Source organism: Paenibacillus hebaui (genome assembly GCF_051934385.1).
In the GTDB taxonomy this organism is placed as follows: domain Bacteria; phylum Bacillota; class Bacilli; order Paenibacillales; family Paenibacillaceae; genus Paenibacillus.
Map to the genome: position 1 here is coordinate 1,848,591 of NZ_CP196836.1, position 16,318 is coordinate 1,864,908.

At 47.7% G+C, this 16,318-nt stretch carries 16 protein-coding genes; 12 read left to right on the plus strand and 4 right to left on the minus strand.

What is annotated here, in order from left to right; translation table 11 throughout:
* Positions 1-117: 117 nt before the first annotated feature.
* Both ACR32F_RS08415 and ACR32F_RS08420 read right to left on the minus strand, forming a co-directional pair.
* Positions 118-1,332: an IS701 family transposase gene (locus ACR32F_RS08415; RefSeq protein ID WP_440117913.1), complete on the minus strand. Its 1,215-nt coding sequence runs from the start codon at positions 1,330-1,332 to the stop codon at positions 118-120.
* Between the two features lie 118 nt (positions 1,333-1,450).
* A complete protein-coding gene (locus ACR32F_RS08420) occupies positions 1,451-1,678 on the minus strand; it encodes a SunI/YnzG family protein (RefSeq protein WP_440117915.1) in 228 nt (75 codons plus the stop codon).
* A 73-nt stretch (positions 1,679-1,751) separates the two neighbouring features.
* On the opposite strand from ACR32F_RS08420, the gene ACR32F_RS08425 reads away from it, so the two are divergent.
* Entirely contained in the window at positions 1,752-2,294 is a 543-nt protein-coding gene (locus tag ACR32F_RS08425) for a hypothetical protein (protein WP_440117917.1), read from the plus strand.
* Between the two features lie 165 nt (positions 2,295-2,459).
* Positions 2,460-3,068 (plus strand): DUF1349 domain-containing protein, encoded by a 609-nt coding sequence (locus ACR32F_RS08430; RefSeq protein ID WP_440117919.1) that lies wholly within the window; start codon positions 2,460-2,462, stop codon positions 3,066-3,068.
* 21 nt (positions 3,069-3,089) lie between these two features.
* On the opposite strand, the gene ACR32F_RS08435 is transcribed toward ACR32F_RS08430, so the two are convergent.
* Positions 3,090-4,196 (minus strand): MFS transporter, encoded by a 1,107-nt coding sequence (locus ACR32F_RS08435; protein WP_440117921.1) that lies wholly within the window; start codon positions 4,194-4,196, stop codon positions 3,090-3,092.
* A gap of 89 nt (positions 4,197-4,285) precedes the next feature.
* Complete coding sequence (locus ACR32F_RS08440) at positions 4,286-4,816, minus strand: TetR/AcrR family transcriptional regulator (protein ID WP_440117923.1); 531 nt, start codon at positions 4,814-4,816, stop codon at positions 4,286-4,288.
* A gap of 274 nt (positions 4,817-5,090) precedes the next feature.
* Between ACR32F_RS08440 and ACR32F_RS08445 the strand changes: the two genes are divergently transcribed.
* From ACR32F_RS08445 to ACR32F_RS08490, 10 genes are all read left to right on the plus strand, one after another.
* Positions 5,091-5,936, plus strand: a complete 846-nt coding sequence (locus ACR32F_RS08445; RefSeq protein ID WP_440117925.1) for an effector binding domain-containing protein — start codon at positions 5,091-5,093, stop codon at positions 5,934-5,936.
* Between the two features lie 242 nt (positions 5,937-6,178).
* Positions 6,179-6,730 carry a nucleotidyltransferase family protein gene (locus ACR32F_RS08450; protein WP_440117927.1) on the plus strand — a complete coding sequence of 184 codons (552 nt, stop codon included), beginning with the start codon at positions 6,179-6,181 and terminating at the stop codon, positions 6,728-6,730.
* A gap of 52 nt (positions 6,731-6,782) precedes the next feature.
* Complete coding sequence (locus ACR32F_RS08455) at positions 6,783-7,514, plus strand: YdcF family protein (RefSeq protein WP_440117929.1); 732 nt, start codon at positions 6,783-6,785, stop codon at positions 7,512-7,514.
* Between the two features lie 1,189 nt (positions 7,515-8,703).
* Complete coding sequence (locus ACR32F_RS08460) at positions 8,704-9,225, plus strand: hypothetical protein (protein ID WP_440117931.1); 522 nt, start codon at positions 8,704-8,706, stop codon at positions 9,223-9,225.
* Between the two features lie 94 nt (positions 9,226-9,319).
* Positions 9,320-10,210 (plus strand): TIGR01777 family oxidoreductase, encoded by an 891-nt coding sequence (locus ACR32F_RS08465; RefSeq protein ID WP_440117933.1) that lies wholly within the window; start codon positions 9,320-9,322, stop codon positions 10,208-10,210.
* Positions 10,211-10,837: 627 nt separating this feature from the next.
* On the plus strand, positions 10,838-11,839 hold the full coding sequence (locus ACR32F_RS08470; RefSeq protein ID WP_440119744.1) for a beta-ketoacyl-ACP synthase III: 1,002 nt from the start codon (positions 10,838-10,840) through the stop codon (positions 11,837-11,839).
* The gene (locus ACR32F_RS08475; protein ID WP_440117935.1) at positions 11,829-13,127 is read left to right on the plus strand and encodes an ATP-grasp domain-containing protein; all 1,299 of its coding nucleotides are present in this window, start codon (positions 11,829-11,831) and stop codon (positions 13,125-13,127) included. The genes ACR32F_RS08470 and ACR32F_RS08475 overlap by 11 nt, the downstream gene beginning before the upstream one ends.
* Positions 13,124-14,119 carry an NAD-dependent epimerase/dehydratase family protein gene (locus tag ACR32F_RS08480; RefSeq protein WP_440117937.1) on the plus strand — a complete coding sequence of 332 codons (996 nt, stop codon included), beginning with the start codon at positions 13,124-13,126 and terminating at the stop codon, positions 14,117-14,119. Before ACR32F_RS08475 ends, ACR32F_RS08480 begins: the two co-directional genes overlap by 4 nt.
* Complete coding sequence (locus ACR32F_RS08485; RefSeq protein ID WP_440117939.1) at positions 14,113-14,973, plus strand: MBL fold metallo-hydrolase; 861 nt, start codon at positions 14,113-14,115, stop codon at positions 14,971-14,973. Before ACR32F_RS08480 ends, ACR32F_RS08485 begins: the two co-directional genes overlap by 7 nt.
* Positions 14,970-16,310 (plus strand): F390 synthetase-related protein, encoded by a 1,341-nt coding sequence (locus ACR32F_RS08490; RefSeq protein ID WP_440117941.1) that lies wholly within the window; start codon positions 14,970-14,972, stop codon positions 16,308-16,310. Before ACR32F_RS08485 ends, ACR32F_RS08490 begins: the two co-directional genes overlap by 4 nt.
* Positions 16,311-16,318 lie beyond the last annotated feature (8 nt).

Genomic DNA, 16,318 nt, shown 5'->3' on the forward strand with positions numbered 1-16,318 from the left:
GTATATTGGATTTAGAAGATCAACTATTAAAAAAAAATGCGGACGGTTTGTCATTGAGGTAGGCAAATAGGTTAATACTATAAATGAGCAAAAATCGATACAGAAAACTCCATTATATCATTGGGCGATGTGGAATCGCTCACAGACGATATCAAATGGAATCCCCTTTTGGGCGCACTCGTAGACATAGCGAAGACGATCTTGCTGAACTTGCTTTCGGACCACACGAAGTCCTTCGCCAAAAGGACAGGACTGCCCTAAACCAACCGTGCAATACAGATGTGTCCACGCCAAAAGCGCCCATAACCGAATAAAGGCTTTGGCTGTACGCACTTGGTATGTATCCAGACCGAGTAGGTTTTTAGACTGGCGAAAGAAGATTTCGATCGGCCAGCGCTTCGCGTAATATGTGGCGATGGTCTCTGTTTCCAGTGAAACATCGGTGCAGCAAAACGCACGCAAGGCTTTGGGTTCTCCAAACGCCTGCCCAGGCCAACACAGGAGTACAACGGCATTCGCGATCTGATTTAGTGCGCCTTCATAGCGATACATCCAGTATGAGGAACCGTTCACGGTCACAAGGCGAACGTCCGACTTGGGGATGTGCTTCGCAAAGTCTAGTACAGAAATGCGTATGCCTTGAGGATATAAAATTCGGTTAGTTTTGAGTGCGCCGATGAAGTGGTAGCCTGCCGCAGCGTACGTATCGATGACTCGAGAACAGGTAAACCAGGAGTCTGTCAAGCAATAACCGCCATGAGGGGGCAAGGGAAGTGTTTTGGCAAGCGCACAAACTCGATCGATTTTCGTAACGATTTTCCCGTCTGGATGCGTCAGATTCTTATCATACAGATCGATGGAGTGAATCAAGGATACGTCAGTACAAGCGACCACGGTAGCCTGAAGCTGATGACCAAATACGACTTTTTTACGCAAATGAGAATGATGGAACCCCGTAAGTTCCATGGGAGATGTCGCCTGTGACGAAGGCTTGGTTTTCTCCGCAATCGTATCGTCATGAATAACGAATAGTGGCTCCGTTGTCTGCTTGGAGATTTCGGTGAGCTGAGCCAAAGCTTCCGCCTTAATCCGATTTTTCAGTACGCTTTCGTCCCATTTACCTTCCGCCAGAAAATGCCCAACGGTTGTCCGATGGCGATCACTGTATTCGGCTACATCGACGACTTTCCCCCGAAATCCCTTGGCTGTGGAAGCGACCATGTACGACTCGATATGCTTCATGACCGGTTTTGAGAAATAGAGGGACAGGCGATGCTCCGATAAAAAGTTGCGAATGGCGGCATGTTCGGGTACGATGTGAGTATGAGACATAGTGATTGCTCCTCGTGAAAAAGTTTGTTGTGGTGACTACTTTTTAACACAGGATTGCACTTTGTCTCTATTTTTTTGTATTTTACAGTTTATTGGAAGCGAATTTGCTCATTTATAGTTAATACATATTTGCATTATTGGATACCATGGCGCTGATTTTCAAGAACAGGGTCTCATTGGAAGTGAACAAGATGTAGGATTGGTTGGTGGTGCGGATCAATATTCGCTCAGAAGTGCCATATGCTGCGCCGATTCTAGCGGAAATCTCGATACCCCCATATGTATCATCAAGGGTGACTAATATTTTTGCAAAATAAAAAGAAAATCTCAATACAGTTATTTCCATCCATGTTGGCGTGATGTACACTATAACTAACGGATATGGGGACGGAAAGATGTAGTATGGAGGCGAGCTTCGAATGAAAAACTTGAGCGCGTATCATTATTTCGAAAAAAGTCTTGGTCCTTTCCTTAACCTTTCCAGTCTGTCCGAGTATGAAGCGGAAGCTGTTTCCCAGCAAATCCGGCAGGAGGGCCGGAATTTTGCCAGTCAGCGATCGGCAGATTACATGACCATTCGCAGAACGCTTGAGCAAAAAGCATACGAACAGTATATCGCCAAAGGTGGAAAACCGACGAACCGTTATCCTCATTACATGACCCTGGGCGCATGTGCGTGGCTGGAATCATGGTATACCGAACCGGATTGGGTTATGGTCTCATGGGATGATCTGCCCGCTGATTCCGTAAGTTTTACCTATGGTGACCTCTTTCCAACAATGCGTTATCCTGATGGTAAGCCTTACCGTAAGCAGATCTATACAAAGGATGAAATCCTGGAAGTCATTCAGACCTATGGTTGGCCCCAGGAATGGAACTGTCAGGGCGATCAGGCCCCAGAACGATATATTGAAGTACAGGTGTGGGACGAACATATCATCCAACCTCATACACGTATTTAAGCCAAGATGACTTCCATCTTGACCCGTGCCATAACGTGCAATTGCAATAAGGGTGTTTGTTATTGGTGTAAAGCTTTGGTCCAATCCGAGAGGATTAGTTCCGTTATGCACCGAATACAATAGAAAAATTAGCTAATTCAAACTTAGAGACAAAGGGTGTGCCACATGACGAATCTATTCGAACAATGCTCAGGCCAAACGTTATCTGCCAATCTGGAATGGTTGAATGAGCCCAAAGATTGGTCCATCCAGGACGGGAAAGTAACGATTACCGTTTCCCCAGTAAGTGACTTTTTCATTGATCCGGCAGGTGCGCCGGTGAAAGCATCAGCTCCATTTCTACATACAGTAATGAAGGGAGATTTCAGTCTCGTCACCCAAGTACAGGTGGATATGAAGGAACAGTACGACTCGGGCTGCCTAATGGTTATGGTAGACGATACAAATTGGGCCAAAGTATGCTTTGAATTTTTTGAAGGTCAGCCGTCCATTCTTAGTGTGGTTACCCGTGGTAACTCGGATGATTGTGTATCATCCCCTGTGGACGTGAGCAAGCCATATTTGCGCGTAGCTCGGGCAGGCAATAGCTTTGCTTTCCATTATTCTCAGGATGGAGAGAAGTGGAAGCTGGTCCGCTATTTTGGCCTGGACTGTCCAGAAGAGATCAAAGTTGGCATAGTTGCCCAATCCCCCATCGGGGAAGGAACTACGGTTACTTTTACAGACGTACTGCTGCAACATGGGGTAAACGGAAGTATTCGCCGGGTAGAATAACGGACATTTGAATGTTACAAGCTATTTCACCCGAATGAACAATCCGAACAGACCGAGTACAGCGAAGGCTAGAAATGCCGTCGTGTTGGAGAACATTTCAATCGTGAAACCCGCCATGGATGAACCCACGAACTGCCCTGCACCAAGCGCGAGAAAAGCAAGGCTGATCCCGATGGACGTATTGGGACGGAATAGCCAAGTTGCCCAAACGATGAATACACTGGTCAGAAAAATGTAGGTGCTGCCAAACAAAATGCCTGAGACCAGACTGGCGGCCATCGATGGAAGAAGGATAACGCCAAGTGAAACAGACAAGAGCAGAATGCCGATTCGATAGGACCATCCAATTCCAATGCGTTCAATAATCCGGCCAGCACACCCGCCGAGAATCCCCATTACCCCCATCACAATCCAGAACAAGACGGCTTCCGAATCGCTGGCCCCTTTTTCGTCCGTGAGGAAGTTTCGGGCAAAGGTCCAGTAGATCGCAGAACTGATGCCTGTCAGAAGGGAAGCTATGAGCAACGCCATCCCAGGTCTGGTCGGCTTCATGCATGCCCAGAGGGACTTGGTACAAGGCTCTGTTTTGCGTGTGGAGAGAACCCGTCTATTCCACAACACCACAACAACACCGACTACTGCGAAGAAGATATAGGTCAAACGCCAGTATTCGGTGAACAGCAAGTAGATTGGCCCGGATACGATAATGCCAAAGCTGGTTCCTGTGTTAATCCAGCTGTTCCCTCTGGCTTGTTGCTCAGGTGCAAGCTCAGCATAGACGGTGTTACCCAGGGCTGGAGAGGCCAAGCCTGTACTTAATCCGGCGAAAAATACACTTAACGTAAGAACAAATGCGTTTGGAGACAGGGCAATACCCAGTAGGCCGAGCACAGCACTAATACCCGCTATTTGAATGACATGATAGTGCCCAATGCGATTAATCAACAGTGGAGCACTAAGCAAGGACAGGCAGTATGCAATGTAGGTTATAGAATTGATTGCTCCGGACTGAGCATCGTCCAGTTGAAGGGCTTCCGAAATTTCCGGCATAAACAGCCCATAGCTGAATCTCCCGAATGCATAACATACAGCGATAAGTGCAATGCCTGGAAAGATAATTTTTTTCATTAAATCCACTGCCTTTCTAGATAGAACGATCATTATATTTTCTTTGAAATAAAAAAGTGAGTTGAACTACTAACTCACCCTGTGTGGCATTATTTGAAACTATGCTGCGTCATATGGATCAGTTCCCGGCAGACGTGATTTACATTTTCTGTCTCGGCGAGCGCAGTGGAACCCTCCAGCAGCAGGATAAATTGCAGCAGATTACGGTCACTTGCCGAGGGATTTAATTTTTTGATCAGAGTCATCACATGTTGCTTGTGAGCAATAACGGTTTGTACAATCACATGATCTGCATCACCGCCAAACTCTTCCTTCGCACGTAAAAACAAACATCCTCTGGCTTCATGTTCCATCAACCAGCGTGCATGCCCTTCAGCCAGATTGAGGAATATGGGTTGGGCCTTATTGTCAGCATATTGACGAAGCTGCTCCAGATAACGTTGTTCGCGCCGCCGAAGCACTTCGACAATGAGATTGTCTTTGGAATCGAAGTGGTTATATAACGTCATGATGGCGATCTCGGCATCGGTAATAATCCGCTTCAAGCCGATGGAGTGAAATCCGTGGAGGTAGAACAATTCTTCAGCCACGTTCAATAGCATTTCCTTTTTGCTGCTCATTATGTCTTAACTCCCCTCATAATAAGATAGAACGATCATTATACTTTTGAATTATAGAAAATGGCTCAAATTGTCAAATGCTGTGTGTTAAAAGAGCAGCAGGGCAAAAAACGCATACTCTGATTCATTGTTATTTTTGGCGGCATATTGCTGATTGGCATGTGGGGTAAAACGGACAAGCTTTAATATCTCTATACGGACAAATGAAAGCATAATATGACAGGCTCGTGGACGGTTCTTCCTGTATGATTGTACTTAAGGAGTGATGCATCACATGAACTGGATTGAATCTTTACAGAAGGCTATTCATTATATGGAAGACCATCTACTTGAGCCTATGACGATCGAGCAGATTGCCGCGCAAGCCCATATGTCTCCGTTTCATTTCCAACGTACGTTCGCCCTGATGACGGATGTTACCGTGGCAGAGTATATCCGTCGGAGACGGTTAACCTTGGCGGCACATAAGCTTTTGCAAAGTGATCACAAAATCATTGATTTGGCGCACCAATACGGCTATGACACGCCTGAATCTTTTTCCAAAGCTTTTCGCAGACAACACGGCATTGCACCAAGTGAAATACGGAAGAACAGGGCTTCTGTCAAAGCGTATAATCGTCTCGTTATTCAAGTGAGTCTAGAAGGGGCAGAGCCGATGAATTATCACATTGTTGAACATGACGGTTTTACGATTTCAGGGATCAGACAAGTGTTCTCGTATGTCGATGGAGAGCATTTGCAGGGGATCGGGAACATGTGGGAAGAGGCATACAAGAACGGGGTAGAGGATCGTTTGTTTGAGTTGAATAATGGCGTTATTCCGGGCTTGCTTGGTGTCTGTGTGGATCAGGACGAAATTCAGGAGAAACAGATGGAATACTGGATTGCTACGGCATATGAAGGTAAAGTACCGGAAGGATTATCTGTGTTCACGATTCCAGCCTCCAAATGGGTTGTATTTGAAGTGCAAGGCCCAATGCCAGAGAGCATGCAGAGCCTGTGGAAACAGATTGTGTCCGAATGGTTTCCCTCTAATCCTTATGAGCATGCCTGGTTGCCTGAACTGGAAGTATATCGGGGCATGAATCAACCGCCTCAAATCTGGATACCTATTAAATAAAAACAGGCCATTGACTTAATAGCTTGATAAAAATGGTTTGTTATCCACCCGAGGTAGGGTGCACATCAATGCTTATCCTCTCAGGACAAGTGATCTTACTGAGCATCGAATCAGATGCGCTTGAAGATTGCGGCTTGAGGGGATTTGTTCGTTTTATTACAGGTACATAAACATGGTATATTGGAAGGAAGCGACTGTCGATAGATGCGATTACAAGCATGAGCAGTAAGGAGTGGATTTAGATGTTGTATGAGGAGAATTTCATGCATGCGATCCAGGAGAATGAAGCAATGATGCAGGATTTACGGCGGGTTCGCAGTCTCGGTCTGCCGCAGGGTTACATAGGTGCAGGCTATATTCGCAATTATATATGGGATTTGCTTCATGGATATGCTCGTCGTGAGCTGCACAGTGATATTGATGTGGTCTATTATGATGCCGGAGACATACGTGAAGAACGGGATACACTGCTGGAACAAGGGCTTCGCGAGGCAACAGGCAATTCAAAGTGGTCCGTGAAAAATCAGGCCAGGATGCATCTGCACAATGGAGCAGAGCCGTATCAATCCACAGAAGACGCTCTTCGGCACTGGCCGGAAATCGTGACTGCCATAGGTGTACAGTTGGATGAACAGGATCAGGTGCGTATCTGCGCCCCGCATGGGCTGGAGGATCTGTATACGTTAATCGTACGCAAAAGTCCGTTTTTCATGGATGCAGACTATTATAATCAGCGTGTAGATAAGAAGGGTTGGCAACAGCAGTGGCCCAAGCTTACGATTATAAGATCCTGAATCAAGGGCATGTGACGGAAGTGCAGGCTCAAGAAGGAGTGTTATTGGATTTATGAAAAAGTTCATACGAGAACGAGGACTGATCCTTGATCTGATTTTGATCACTTGTTTTGTGTTCTTTCTGGTGTTCTGGGGCTGGAACTTTGCGGTGAAGTTTTTTGCCCTGATTACGGTAACCTTTATTGTATTAAGACGGATTGATTATCAAAAGCACATCCTGCTGAAACGCATTCTGCTTACCGGGTTTGGGGTTGCTGCTGTTTCATTTGTCATTATTGAAGCGCTTGTGTTTACTCAGCTTGGGGCGAATGATCCCGAAGAAGCGGATTATGTCATCATTCTGGGGTCGGGCATCAAGGGAACGAAATTGTCATTGACCTTGAAGCAAAGGCTGGATGCCAGTCTGGAGTACATCCGCAGTCATCCTGAGACGCCCGTGATTGTATCTGGCGGGCAGGGGCCGGGGGAATCCATCCCCGAAGCACTTGCCATGAAGAATTACCTTGTGGATCAGGGGATTAGCCCCGCACAGGTCATCATGGAGGATCAATCGACGAGTACCCAGGAGAATATGGCTTTTTCCAAAAAAATCATCGACGCATCCGGGCTGGAGCATCCCGAAATTATGATTGTCACCAGTGACTATCATATGTTCCGGTCCAAGTATATTGCTGCCAAAAACGGCTACGCCGCTGAATATGGCATATCGGCTCCCTCGCCGGGGTATCTGAAGCCGATTAATATGATCCGTGAGTATTTTGCAGTGATCAAGGCGTTTTTCTAACGGATTATTCCGCGAATTCAAAGAAGGATAGCAAACCTCAAGAAAGATATAGAGGAAAAAAAGGCAACGATTAACTCCTAATCGAGTGAACGTTGCCTTTTAGTTATTTGTTATCGTACGTTTTGAAAAGTATGCAGGGGAAAGAAAAAATATGAGGTTAACGGTGATCGGAAGATGGTTCTGAGTGAAAAATGTCCTTTGTAAAATTGATTCGTTCAACTTGTATAGAACTGAATAAACTACTCGTTAATAAGTAAAAGGATAGAAAAACTACTATACAGTAATTCAAAAAGATCTGACATAAACTTATGATATATATGTCCTGGATATTTGAGGGAAGATAGTTTTGGGTTGTCTTTTATAAAGAAAAACGGATGTAAGGAGCTGATGGATTTGAATCAAAATGACTCCTGTATGAATCGGCAGATCGATAAACCTGTATTGCACTTAACGGATGAAAATTCCAATTGGAAAAGAGAGGTGTTCAACTACCACAAACATGCTGGCTATCATATGAGACTTGCTCTAATGATGCGTAAACACAATCAATGTAAAGCTTGCCTGATCCCTCTGTGACTGGGCTTTGACTGCCATGATTAAGGCATTGTACATCTATGAGAATCAGACAACCACCTTACCTAAGGAAATGACAATGAACGCAATCCTAACACTTGTGCATACAGAGAAGAAACCCGGATTGGACCTTGTTTTATTCATTGGTACAATGCAACATATATCCTCGATAGAAAACGGTCTGGACTCATCGCCTATAGAGCCAATTAACATCGACAAGCTACTTGAACGAACAGAACAAGTGTTGAGTGATCTATCCGACCGAATTTTCAGTGAATGAAACTTTCTACCGATATAGTATTATACTTGCTAAAAATAGATAGATCATTTTACTTGATTTCGACAGCCTCAGTACGCCAAAATCGGTCTACATGGGGCTGTTTTTTTTTGGTGAGTAACACATCAGCCAGAAAGAATCTTGTACATTGGAGAGCAGATCATTTACAACTAATGCTGTATCCGAAATGAGAGCCGTCACTTCTCAAAGAGGAATAGTAAAGTCATGAATATATATTCAGACCATGAGGATCTGAAAGAAACGATCAAGTATTCAAATATATCAACGCCAAATCATGATATAATATATGTCATTAATAGAAGAACGATGTAGGAGTGAATGATCATTACAGCATATATGTTACCTGCTCTCTACGAGCAAAAGAAAGTTTCAGCGCACGACATGGAAGAGATTGTACGTTTGTTGGCACATGCTCCTTTATTATATGATGACGGACTGACCATTCAGGTTCAGGACTTCTTGGAAGGATTGGAGATCAAGCTTGAGCATGAGGGACGACGCGCAGTAATCGAATTGTATGAGTTGGCTGTGCAAGCATGCCGCCCATTCTCCGATCCATTGGCTTATGAGCAGCTTCAGGATGCGCTCGGACTACAGGCAGAACTATGGCAGGAAGAGGTGCTGACGCTTGCCGCGTGGATGGAGTGGTTGAAGCAGATTGGTAAAGGACAAAGAAAGCTGCCAGAGTATAATTTTACTGCCATGCTCGGGAATTTGCCGGAAGGGTTCATGATTCATGATTTCCATGATGAGCTTCGATACCGACTGGAGCAAAACCTAACGAACGCATGGGCCACCGAAGAGCGGAATCGCTTATACGCAGCATTAGGCGTGAATTAAAATCAAACAAACGGGCGAAAACGGTGTTCATTCATATATAAGAGCGGCTTGTGGATTTTTTTCTTTACCCAAGATAGGGAAATGAGGGGATACCGTGAAAAAGGTTGTGTTGGCAGGCGGAACAGGATTTGTGGGTCAGGACTTTGCTCAAAGATTCAAGAAGCTAGGATATGAGGTGCTTATCATCTCACGTCAGTCCGGTCATATCGCATGGGAGGACAAAGCAGGGATTATACAGGCACTTGAAGATGCAGAATTACTGATTAACCTGGCCGGGAAATCCGTAAACTGCCGTTACACGGAAGAGAATCGCAAAATCATTCTAGAATCCAGAACCCGGACCACCCGCATTCTTGGCGAATCCGTTCTGGCCTGTAACCATCCTCCTGAATGTTGGATTAATTCGAGTACAGCAACCATTTACAGACATGCCGAGGACCGCCCCATGACGGAAAAAGAGGGCGAGATTGGCTCCGGCTTTTCGGTGGATGTTGCCAAGGCATGGGAACAGACATTTTTTGAATTCAGTCTGCCGTCAACACGTCAGATTGCTTTACGGATTGCGATTGTGCTGGGCAAGGGGGGCGTTATGGAACCTATGACGAATCTGGTTCGTTTTGGCCTGGGGGGATCACAGGGTGCTGGAACGCAACAGTTTAGCTGGATTCATATAGAGGATTTGTTCCGCATGGTGATCTATTTGCAGCAGCATAAAGAATTGGAAGGGGTATTTAATGCTTCTTCCCCGCATCCGGTCACGAACCGCCAACTGATGGCGAGTTTACGAGAGCAGATGGGCGTGCGCATTGGACTTCCTTCACCTCGCTGGATGCTTGAACTGGGAGCGCGATTCATTCGAACCGAAACGGAGTTGATCCTCAAGAGCCGTTGGGTAATTCCCGAGAGGCTGGAGCAGGAAGGGTTTACGTTTGTATACGATACGCTTGATTCTGCGCTGGCCGAAATTATCAAGCAAGGGAAATAGTGTGCTTGTCCACAGAGGGGACCAGTGGAAATGTACAAGAACCAAGCTTGCTTCTTCAACAGCGATCGAGATAATTGATAGTAAAAAAAGTGCAGGGGGGAGGGAATTTCCCGAAAGGGATATTTCTCTCTCCTCCAAGCGCTAACGAATCTACCGTCTTATGAGGCGGTTAACCATGGCGTGCCAAATGTAACGAATCTCAGGATCGTTATACCGTTACAAAACGTCGTCAGAATCTAAAAATCGACCAAATCGACGAGATAACATCTCTGTGATTCGTTACACCGCAGACCTGCGCAAATCGGAGCGAATAGCGTGTGCTAGATTCATTAGGGCGTGTCTGAAAACTCCGAAGGAAGCAGATTTTGCTGAATTTTCGTTCCAAGCCAGGAAGTTTTCCGCAGGCGTGCCGGGGCACGTCAAGGGAAAGTGACGCAGGATGGGGCGAAAAGGCGGTAAAAGATGCACTTCAGCGAGTTTTGAGACACGTCCTATATCAAAATAAAGTTAAAAAGGGATGTCCTCGTCATGATCATGACTTATGGGACAGCCCCTTCTGCCGTATGCGTAAATATTCATGAGTTGAACAATTCCAATCAGTCAGAAGAAGAGAAAGAGGTAGGGTATATGCAGCTTAGAAGAGTGAGAATTGCTGGGACAGGCAAGTATTTGCCTGAACAGCAAGTAACCGACGAGGAACTGGATCGCCGCTTGCGTGTGCCTGCGGGCTGGGTCAGCAAAGCAACAGGTGTAGGCAAGCGTCATTATGCTTTGGGTAAAGAAACATCCTCCTATATGGGGGCGAGGGCTGCGGAAGCCGCACTTGCGGATGCAGGATTAACGTTTGCAGATATAGACTGTCTGGTGTGCACGAGCGGCACGAAGGAACAACCTTTGCCCAGTACAGCGGTATTTATTCAGCAAGCGATGGGAGAGCAGGATTCGGGTATACCGGCTTTTGACATGGATGCGACCTGCTTAAGTTTCCTGAACGGCCTGGACGTCATCTCCTATATGGTGGATGCCGGGCGTTACCATCGAGTACTACTCGTAGCCACTGAGATTGCCTCAGCCGGATTGAATTGGTCGGATAAGGAAAGTGCTGCCCTGTTTGGTGACGGAGCAGCTGCGGTTATTATTGAGCGTTCCACTGAAGGGACGTCTTCACAAATTGTGCATGCTTCGCTGAAAACGTACAGCCGAGGGGCACGATTCTCGGAAATTGCAGGTGGAGGTACTCGTCTGCATGCCTCGAATTATAGGGCAGATCAGCCGGACCCCTACCTTTTTCATATGGATGGACAGGCCATCTTCCGCATGGCTTCAAGACTTCTGCCCGGATTTATCGATGATATGTTGAAGGCAACGGGGAATCAAATGGAGGATTTCCAATTGGTGATTCCCCATCAGGGAAGTGCAATGGCGATGCGACTGATCCGCAAAAAACTGGGGATCGCGGAGGACCGTTTTATGGACATTACACGAAATCACGGCAATACAATTGCCGCTTCCATCCCGATGGGGCTGCATGAGGCGATTAAGCAGCAGCGTATTCAGAGGGGAGATCGGGTGCTGATGATTGGTACTGCCGCTGGATTGTCACTGGGAGGACTCATTTTTGACTACTAGATTCACGAAGGCTGGACATCAAAGATCAGGCTCCTTCAATGTACTGCTCACGGGCGGCAGGGCCCCGGTAACACTTGATCTGGCACGCATGCTTCAACGGGCTGGGCACCGGGTCTACGTAGCTGAAAGTGCGGTGCGTCATCTGTGCAGATGGTCCAGTGCGGTGGAGAATTGCTTTACGGTCCCATCTCCACGTCATGAAACAGAGAATTACTTGTTAGAGATGGTGAGTCTGGTTCAAGCCTGGCAGATCGATCTGTTGATCCCGATGTGTGAGGAAGTTTTCTATATTGCTCAAGGAGCAGAGCGGCTGCGCGATCATTGCGGTGTGCTTGTTTCATCTTTGGAGCAGCTGCATGAATTGCATCATAAATATGACTTTATCCAGCTTGCAGAGTCGCTGGGTCTTTCGGTTCCGGCTACCCATCTGATCAACAGTCGGCAGGAATGGATGGAGGCACAAGCTGTTCTGGTAATGAAGGGGAAATGGGTATGGAAGCCGGTGTACTCCCGTTTTGCCGCCAGAGTGCGTATGCCGATATCCTCCACAGCAGACTTTCATGGGGCAGAAGCCGAACCGAAGAAGGCATACGCCGGTAAAATAAAGCAGCACAGTATACAGAACGGTCCTCCTGACAATTTGGAAATATCTGCGGCTTCTCCTTGGGTTGCACAGGCCTACGTTGCCGGGCAAATGTTATGTACATACAGCGTGGCCTACGAAGGTAAAATCGTTGCACATGCTACCTACGACAGTCGCTACCGAACGGGTAGCGTGGGGGCCAGTGTTTTTTTTGAACAGGTGGAGCATGAGGGTGCGTATGAGTGGGTAAGGCAATTTGTGCAGGCAACTGGGTTTAGCGGGCAGATTGGTTTTGATTTTATCGAAGCTGAGGACGGACAAGTGTATGCCATTGAGTGTAATCCGAGGGCAACCAGTGGAATCCATTTGTTTCACCCTGGCGATGGCTTGGTACGTGCTTTACTTGCACCAGATGAGCTGGTAAAAGAAGCCGAAGTGGTCATCCCCAAGCTGGGCAGTAAGGCGATGCTCATGCTTCCAATGCTGGGAAGTGGATTGCAGCAGATCTGGGGCAAGGGCAGCCTAAAGGCATGGATGACAGCCTGGCGAGGAACGAGGGACGTGGTGTATCGGCGAAATGATGTGAAGCCCCTGTTTGAGCAGTTTGCAGTCGTACTGTCCGCCTGGCGTTTGACACGTTCACACAAGTTTTCGCTGACTGAAGCTTTGACTCACGACATAGAATGGAACGGTGAACAACGATGAATAGAGCATTGGTGACAGGAGCAACCGGATGTCTGGGCAGGCATCTCGCTATACGGCTTACAGAACAAGGCTGGGAAGTTACGGGTATGGGACGCCAGCCCCAATATGGTGCGCAGCTTGAAGCGGCAGGCATTCGATTTTACAACGGAGATATACGGGATCAGGCGGCGGTAAATGAGGCGTGTGCGGATCAGGATGTCGTATTTCACTGTGCGGCGTTATCGTCACCATGGGGGAAGTATCGGGATTTTTACAGCAGCAATGTGGAGGGCACACAGAATTTGGTGGATCGCTGCATGAGAGGTGGCGTACAGCGATTCATTCATGTATCGACGCCAAGTCTGTATTTTAACTACAGTCCCCGATATGACATACATGAGAATGATCCTTTGCCGTCGAAACCAGCCAATCATTACGCAGCAACGAAACGACTCGCTGAGCAAGTGGTCTTGCAGGCTCATGCTCATGGACTTCCATCAATCATGATTCGTCCGAGAGCTATTTTTGGTCCGTATGACCAGACCCTTTTTCCCCGAATCGTTGCAGCAAATGACAAATCCGGTGTACCGATGATCGGAGGCGGACAGGCTTTAATTGATCTGACTTGTGTCGATAACGTGGTGGATGCGCTGTTGTTATGCCGGGATGCCAAGCCGGAAGCGCTGGGACGTGCCTACAATATTTCCAATGGAGATCCAAGGGCGTTCGGGGATTTGGTAAGTACGTTGTTTGGGATGCTGGACCTGCCTTTACGACGTCGCACGATTCCCTACAAAGCAGCATACGTAGCAGCCGCATTGCTGGAACGTATACATCGATTGATTCCTGCGCTAGGTGAACCTCAATTGACACGATATACGGTTGGTTCCTTATCAATCCCGCAGACACTGGATATTACGGATGCCCGTGAGAAGCTGGGGTATGTGCCTCAGGTGACCATTGATGAGGGGTTACAACAATTTGCTGACTGGTGGAGGGCTGAATCATGCTGACAACAACCTCAGTCAAACTTCATTTGGGCGCAGCAGGTTACTGCACACATCCGGAGTTTCTGACGCTGCGTGGTGGACGTTTGCGTCCAGTGGCTTTTCCGGCAGGCTTTGCCTGCATCATTCATCCTGTACATGGTCCGATTCTGCTGGACACGGGATACAGCTCCCGTTTTTTCAGGGAAACCGATCATCTGCCAAACGCGCTGTACCGTCATATTACTCCTGTGGTATATCGTGAAGAAGACAGTGCTGTGCATTTTCTGGCCCGTTTAGGGCTGAAAGCTTCCGATATCCGGTACATCATCCTCTCGCATTTTCATGGTGATCATATCGCAGGTGTACGGGATTTCCCGCAGGCGCAGCTCGTCTATCTGCCAAGAGCCTACGACGCCGTGCGTTCCCTTGGCCCGATTGCAGCTGTTAGGGCGGGATTTCTGTCGGGGCTGCTGCCGGAGGATTTTGATGCTCGATCGTTGCCTATAACGAAGCAGCCAGAGCGATGGATGAAAGCGGGTGAGGATTTTCCTTTTCATGAGGTATACGACATTTTCGGTGATGGCAGTTTGCTGGGCGTGGACGTATCTGGTCATGCGGAAGGCATGATGGGAATTGTGCTCAGTACAGAGGCGCATGACTATTTTCTGTGCGCGGATGCAGTGTGGTCGAGCCGGGCTTTTCAGGAAAAACGCAGACCTCATGCGCTCGCGGGAATCATTATGTCGGATCGAGAGGCGTATCGATGTAATTTTGACAGGCTCGTTCGGTTGCATCAACAGTTCCCGAAGATTCGGATTGTACCCAGTCATTGCCGAGAGGCGCTGGATGCGTGGGGTATAGATGGTGAGGACATATGAGCAATACACTGCGTATTGTCTATCATTATGCACTCGCACGGGGATCGAGAAAATGGAAAACACGAGAGCAACTCGAACGCTGGCAGGAACGCCAGATCATTCGGCATGTGGAGCGGGTCCGCGCCCAATCCCCTTTTTACCGAAAATGGTGGGGGGATATTGATGCATCGAACTGGAGAAGATTTCCGCTGATTGACAAGGCCATTATGATGCAGCATTTCGATCAGCTCAACACAGTGGGCATTTCCAAGGACGAAGCGATGGCTCTCGCCGGGGAAAGCGAGGAAACACGCAATTTCAAGCCATCCGTTCAGGGCGTGACGGTAGGGTTGTCCTCAGGCACATCAGGAAATCGGGGACTGTTTCTGGTCAGTGATCGGGAACAGGATGCGTGGACTGGAACGGTGCTGGCCAAGCTCCTGCCTGGCGGACTGTGGAAGCCAGCCAAGATTGCCTTTTTCCTGCGGGCTAATAGTAATCTGTATGAATCGGTGCAGCGGGGCAAGCTGCAATTTCAATACTTTGATCTGCTGGAACGTGTCGATACCTTGGTCGAGCGTATGGAAACATACCGTCCCACTGTATGGGTAGCGCCTCCGTCCATGCTTCGTATGTTGGCTGATGCTTATACGTCAGGCATATTGACCGCTGTGCCGGACAAAATCATCTCGGTTGCCGAAGTGCTGGACCAGCTGGATCGCAGGGTGCTGGAGCAGGTGTTCGGGCAAACGGTTCACCAGGTCTACCAATGTACAGAAGGGTTCCTTGGCGCGACCTGTCGCTTCGGCACGCTGCATTTGAATGAAGACATCGTTCATATTGAAAAAGAGTTCATTGATCCCGCGACCCGGAGGTTCGTGCCCATTATCACGGATTTCTCCAGAACCTCACAGCCGATGATCCGGTATCGGCTGAACGACATTTTGACCGAGGCGGCGGTTCCTTGTGCCTGTGGTTCGCTGTTTACTGCCATTGAGCGGATCGAAGGCCGCTGTGATGATACGCTTTATTTTTCACATCGACAAACGGGTGAATCTGTGCCTGTATTTCCGGATTTTATTACGCGTGCGGTAATTGCAGCCTCTCCGACGATCGAACATTATCGCGTCGTACAGCAGCGTGACGGGACTCTGGAGATCTCGCTCCGGCTCGGAGGAGGAGAAGGGATGGAACAGGTGGAAGTGGATGTGAAGCGTGAACTGATGAAGCTGGGAGAGCGGTTGGAATGCAGAGTGCCAGAGATCGAATTCGTTCCCTATACGTTTGAACCGGGGGTAACCAAGCTGCGCAGAGTGGAAAGAAAGCACGCGGGAGCAGAGAAAAACCAACTTAAGTAAAGAGGAAC

What these genes read in the sequence shown, in the direction of transcription:
- ACR32F_RS08415 (WP_440117913.1), bottom strand. Translation starts at nt 1,332, where the DNA reads ATGTCTCATACTCACATCGTACCCGAACATGCCGCCATTCGCAACTTT.
- ACR32F_RS08420 (WP_440117915.1), bottom strand. Translation starts at nt 1,678, where the DNA reads ATGGAAATAACTGTATTGAGATTTTCTTTTTATTTTGCAAAAATATTA.
- ACR32F_RS08425 (WP_440117917.1), top strand. Translation starts at nt 1,752, where the DNA reads ATGAAAAACTTGAGCGCGTATCATTATTTCGAAAAAAGTCTTGGTCCT.
- ACR32F_RS08430 (WP_440117919.1), top strand. Translation starts at nt 2,460, where the DNA reads ATGACGAATCTATTCGAACAATGCTCAGGCCAAACGTTATCTGCCAAT.
- ACR32F_RS08435 (WP_440117921.1), bottom strand. Translation starts at nt 4,196, where the DNA reads ATGAAAAAAATTATCTTTCCAGGCATTGCACTTATCGCTGTATGTTAT.
- ACR32F_RS08440 (WP_440117923.1), bottom strand. Translation starts at nt 4,816, where the DNA reads ATGAGCAGCAAAAAGGAAATGCTATTGAACGTGGCTGAAGAATTGTTC.
- ACR32F_RS08445 (WP_440117925.1), top strand. Translation starts at nt 5,091, where the DNA reads ATGAACTGGATTGAATCTTTACAGAAGGCTATTCATTATATGGAAGAC.
- ACR32F_RS08450 (WP_440117927.1), top strand. Translation starts at nt 6,179, where the DNA reads ATGTTGTATGAGGAGAATTTCATGCATGCGATCCAGGAGAATGAAGCA.
- ACR32F_RS08455 (WP_440117929.1), top strand. Translation starts at nt 6,783, where the DNA reads ATGAAAAAGTTCATACGAGAACGAGGACTGATCCTTGATCTGATTTTG.
- ACR32F_RS08460 (WP_440117931.1), top strand. Translation starts at nt 8,704, where the DNA reads ATGATCATTACAGCATATATGTTACCTGCTCTCTACGAGCAAAAGAAA.
- ACR32F_RS08470 (WP_440119744.1), top strand. Translation starts at nt 10,838, where the DNA reads ATGCAGCTTAGAAGAGTGAGAATTGCTGGGACAGGCAAGTATTTGCCT.
- ACR32F_RS08480 (WP_440117937.1), top strand. Translation starts at nt 13,124, where the DNA reads ATGAATAGAGCATTGGTGACAGGAGCAACCGGATGTCTGGGCAGGCAT.
- ACR32F_RS08485 (WP_440117939.1), top strand. Translation starts at nt 14,113, where the DNA reads ATGCTGACAACAACCTCAGTCAAACTTCATTTGGGCGCAGCAGGTTAC.
- ACR32F_RS08490 (WP_440117941.1), top strand. Translation starts at nt 14,970, where the DNA reads ATGAGCAATACACTGCGTATTGTCTATCATTATGCACTCGCACGGGGA.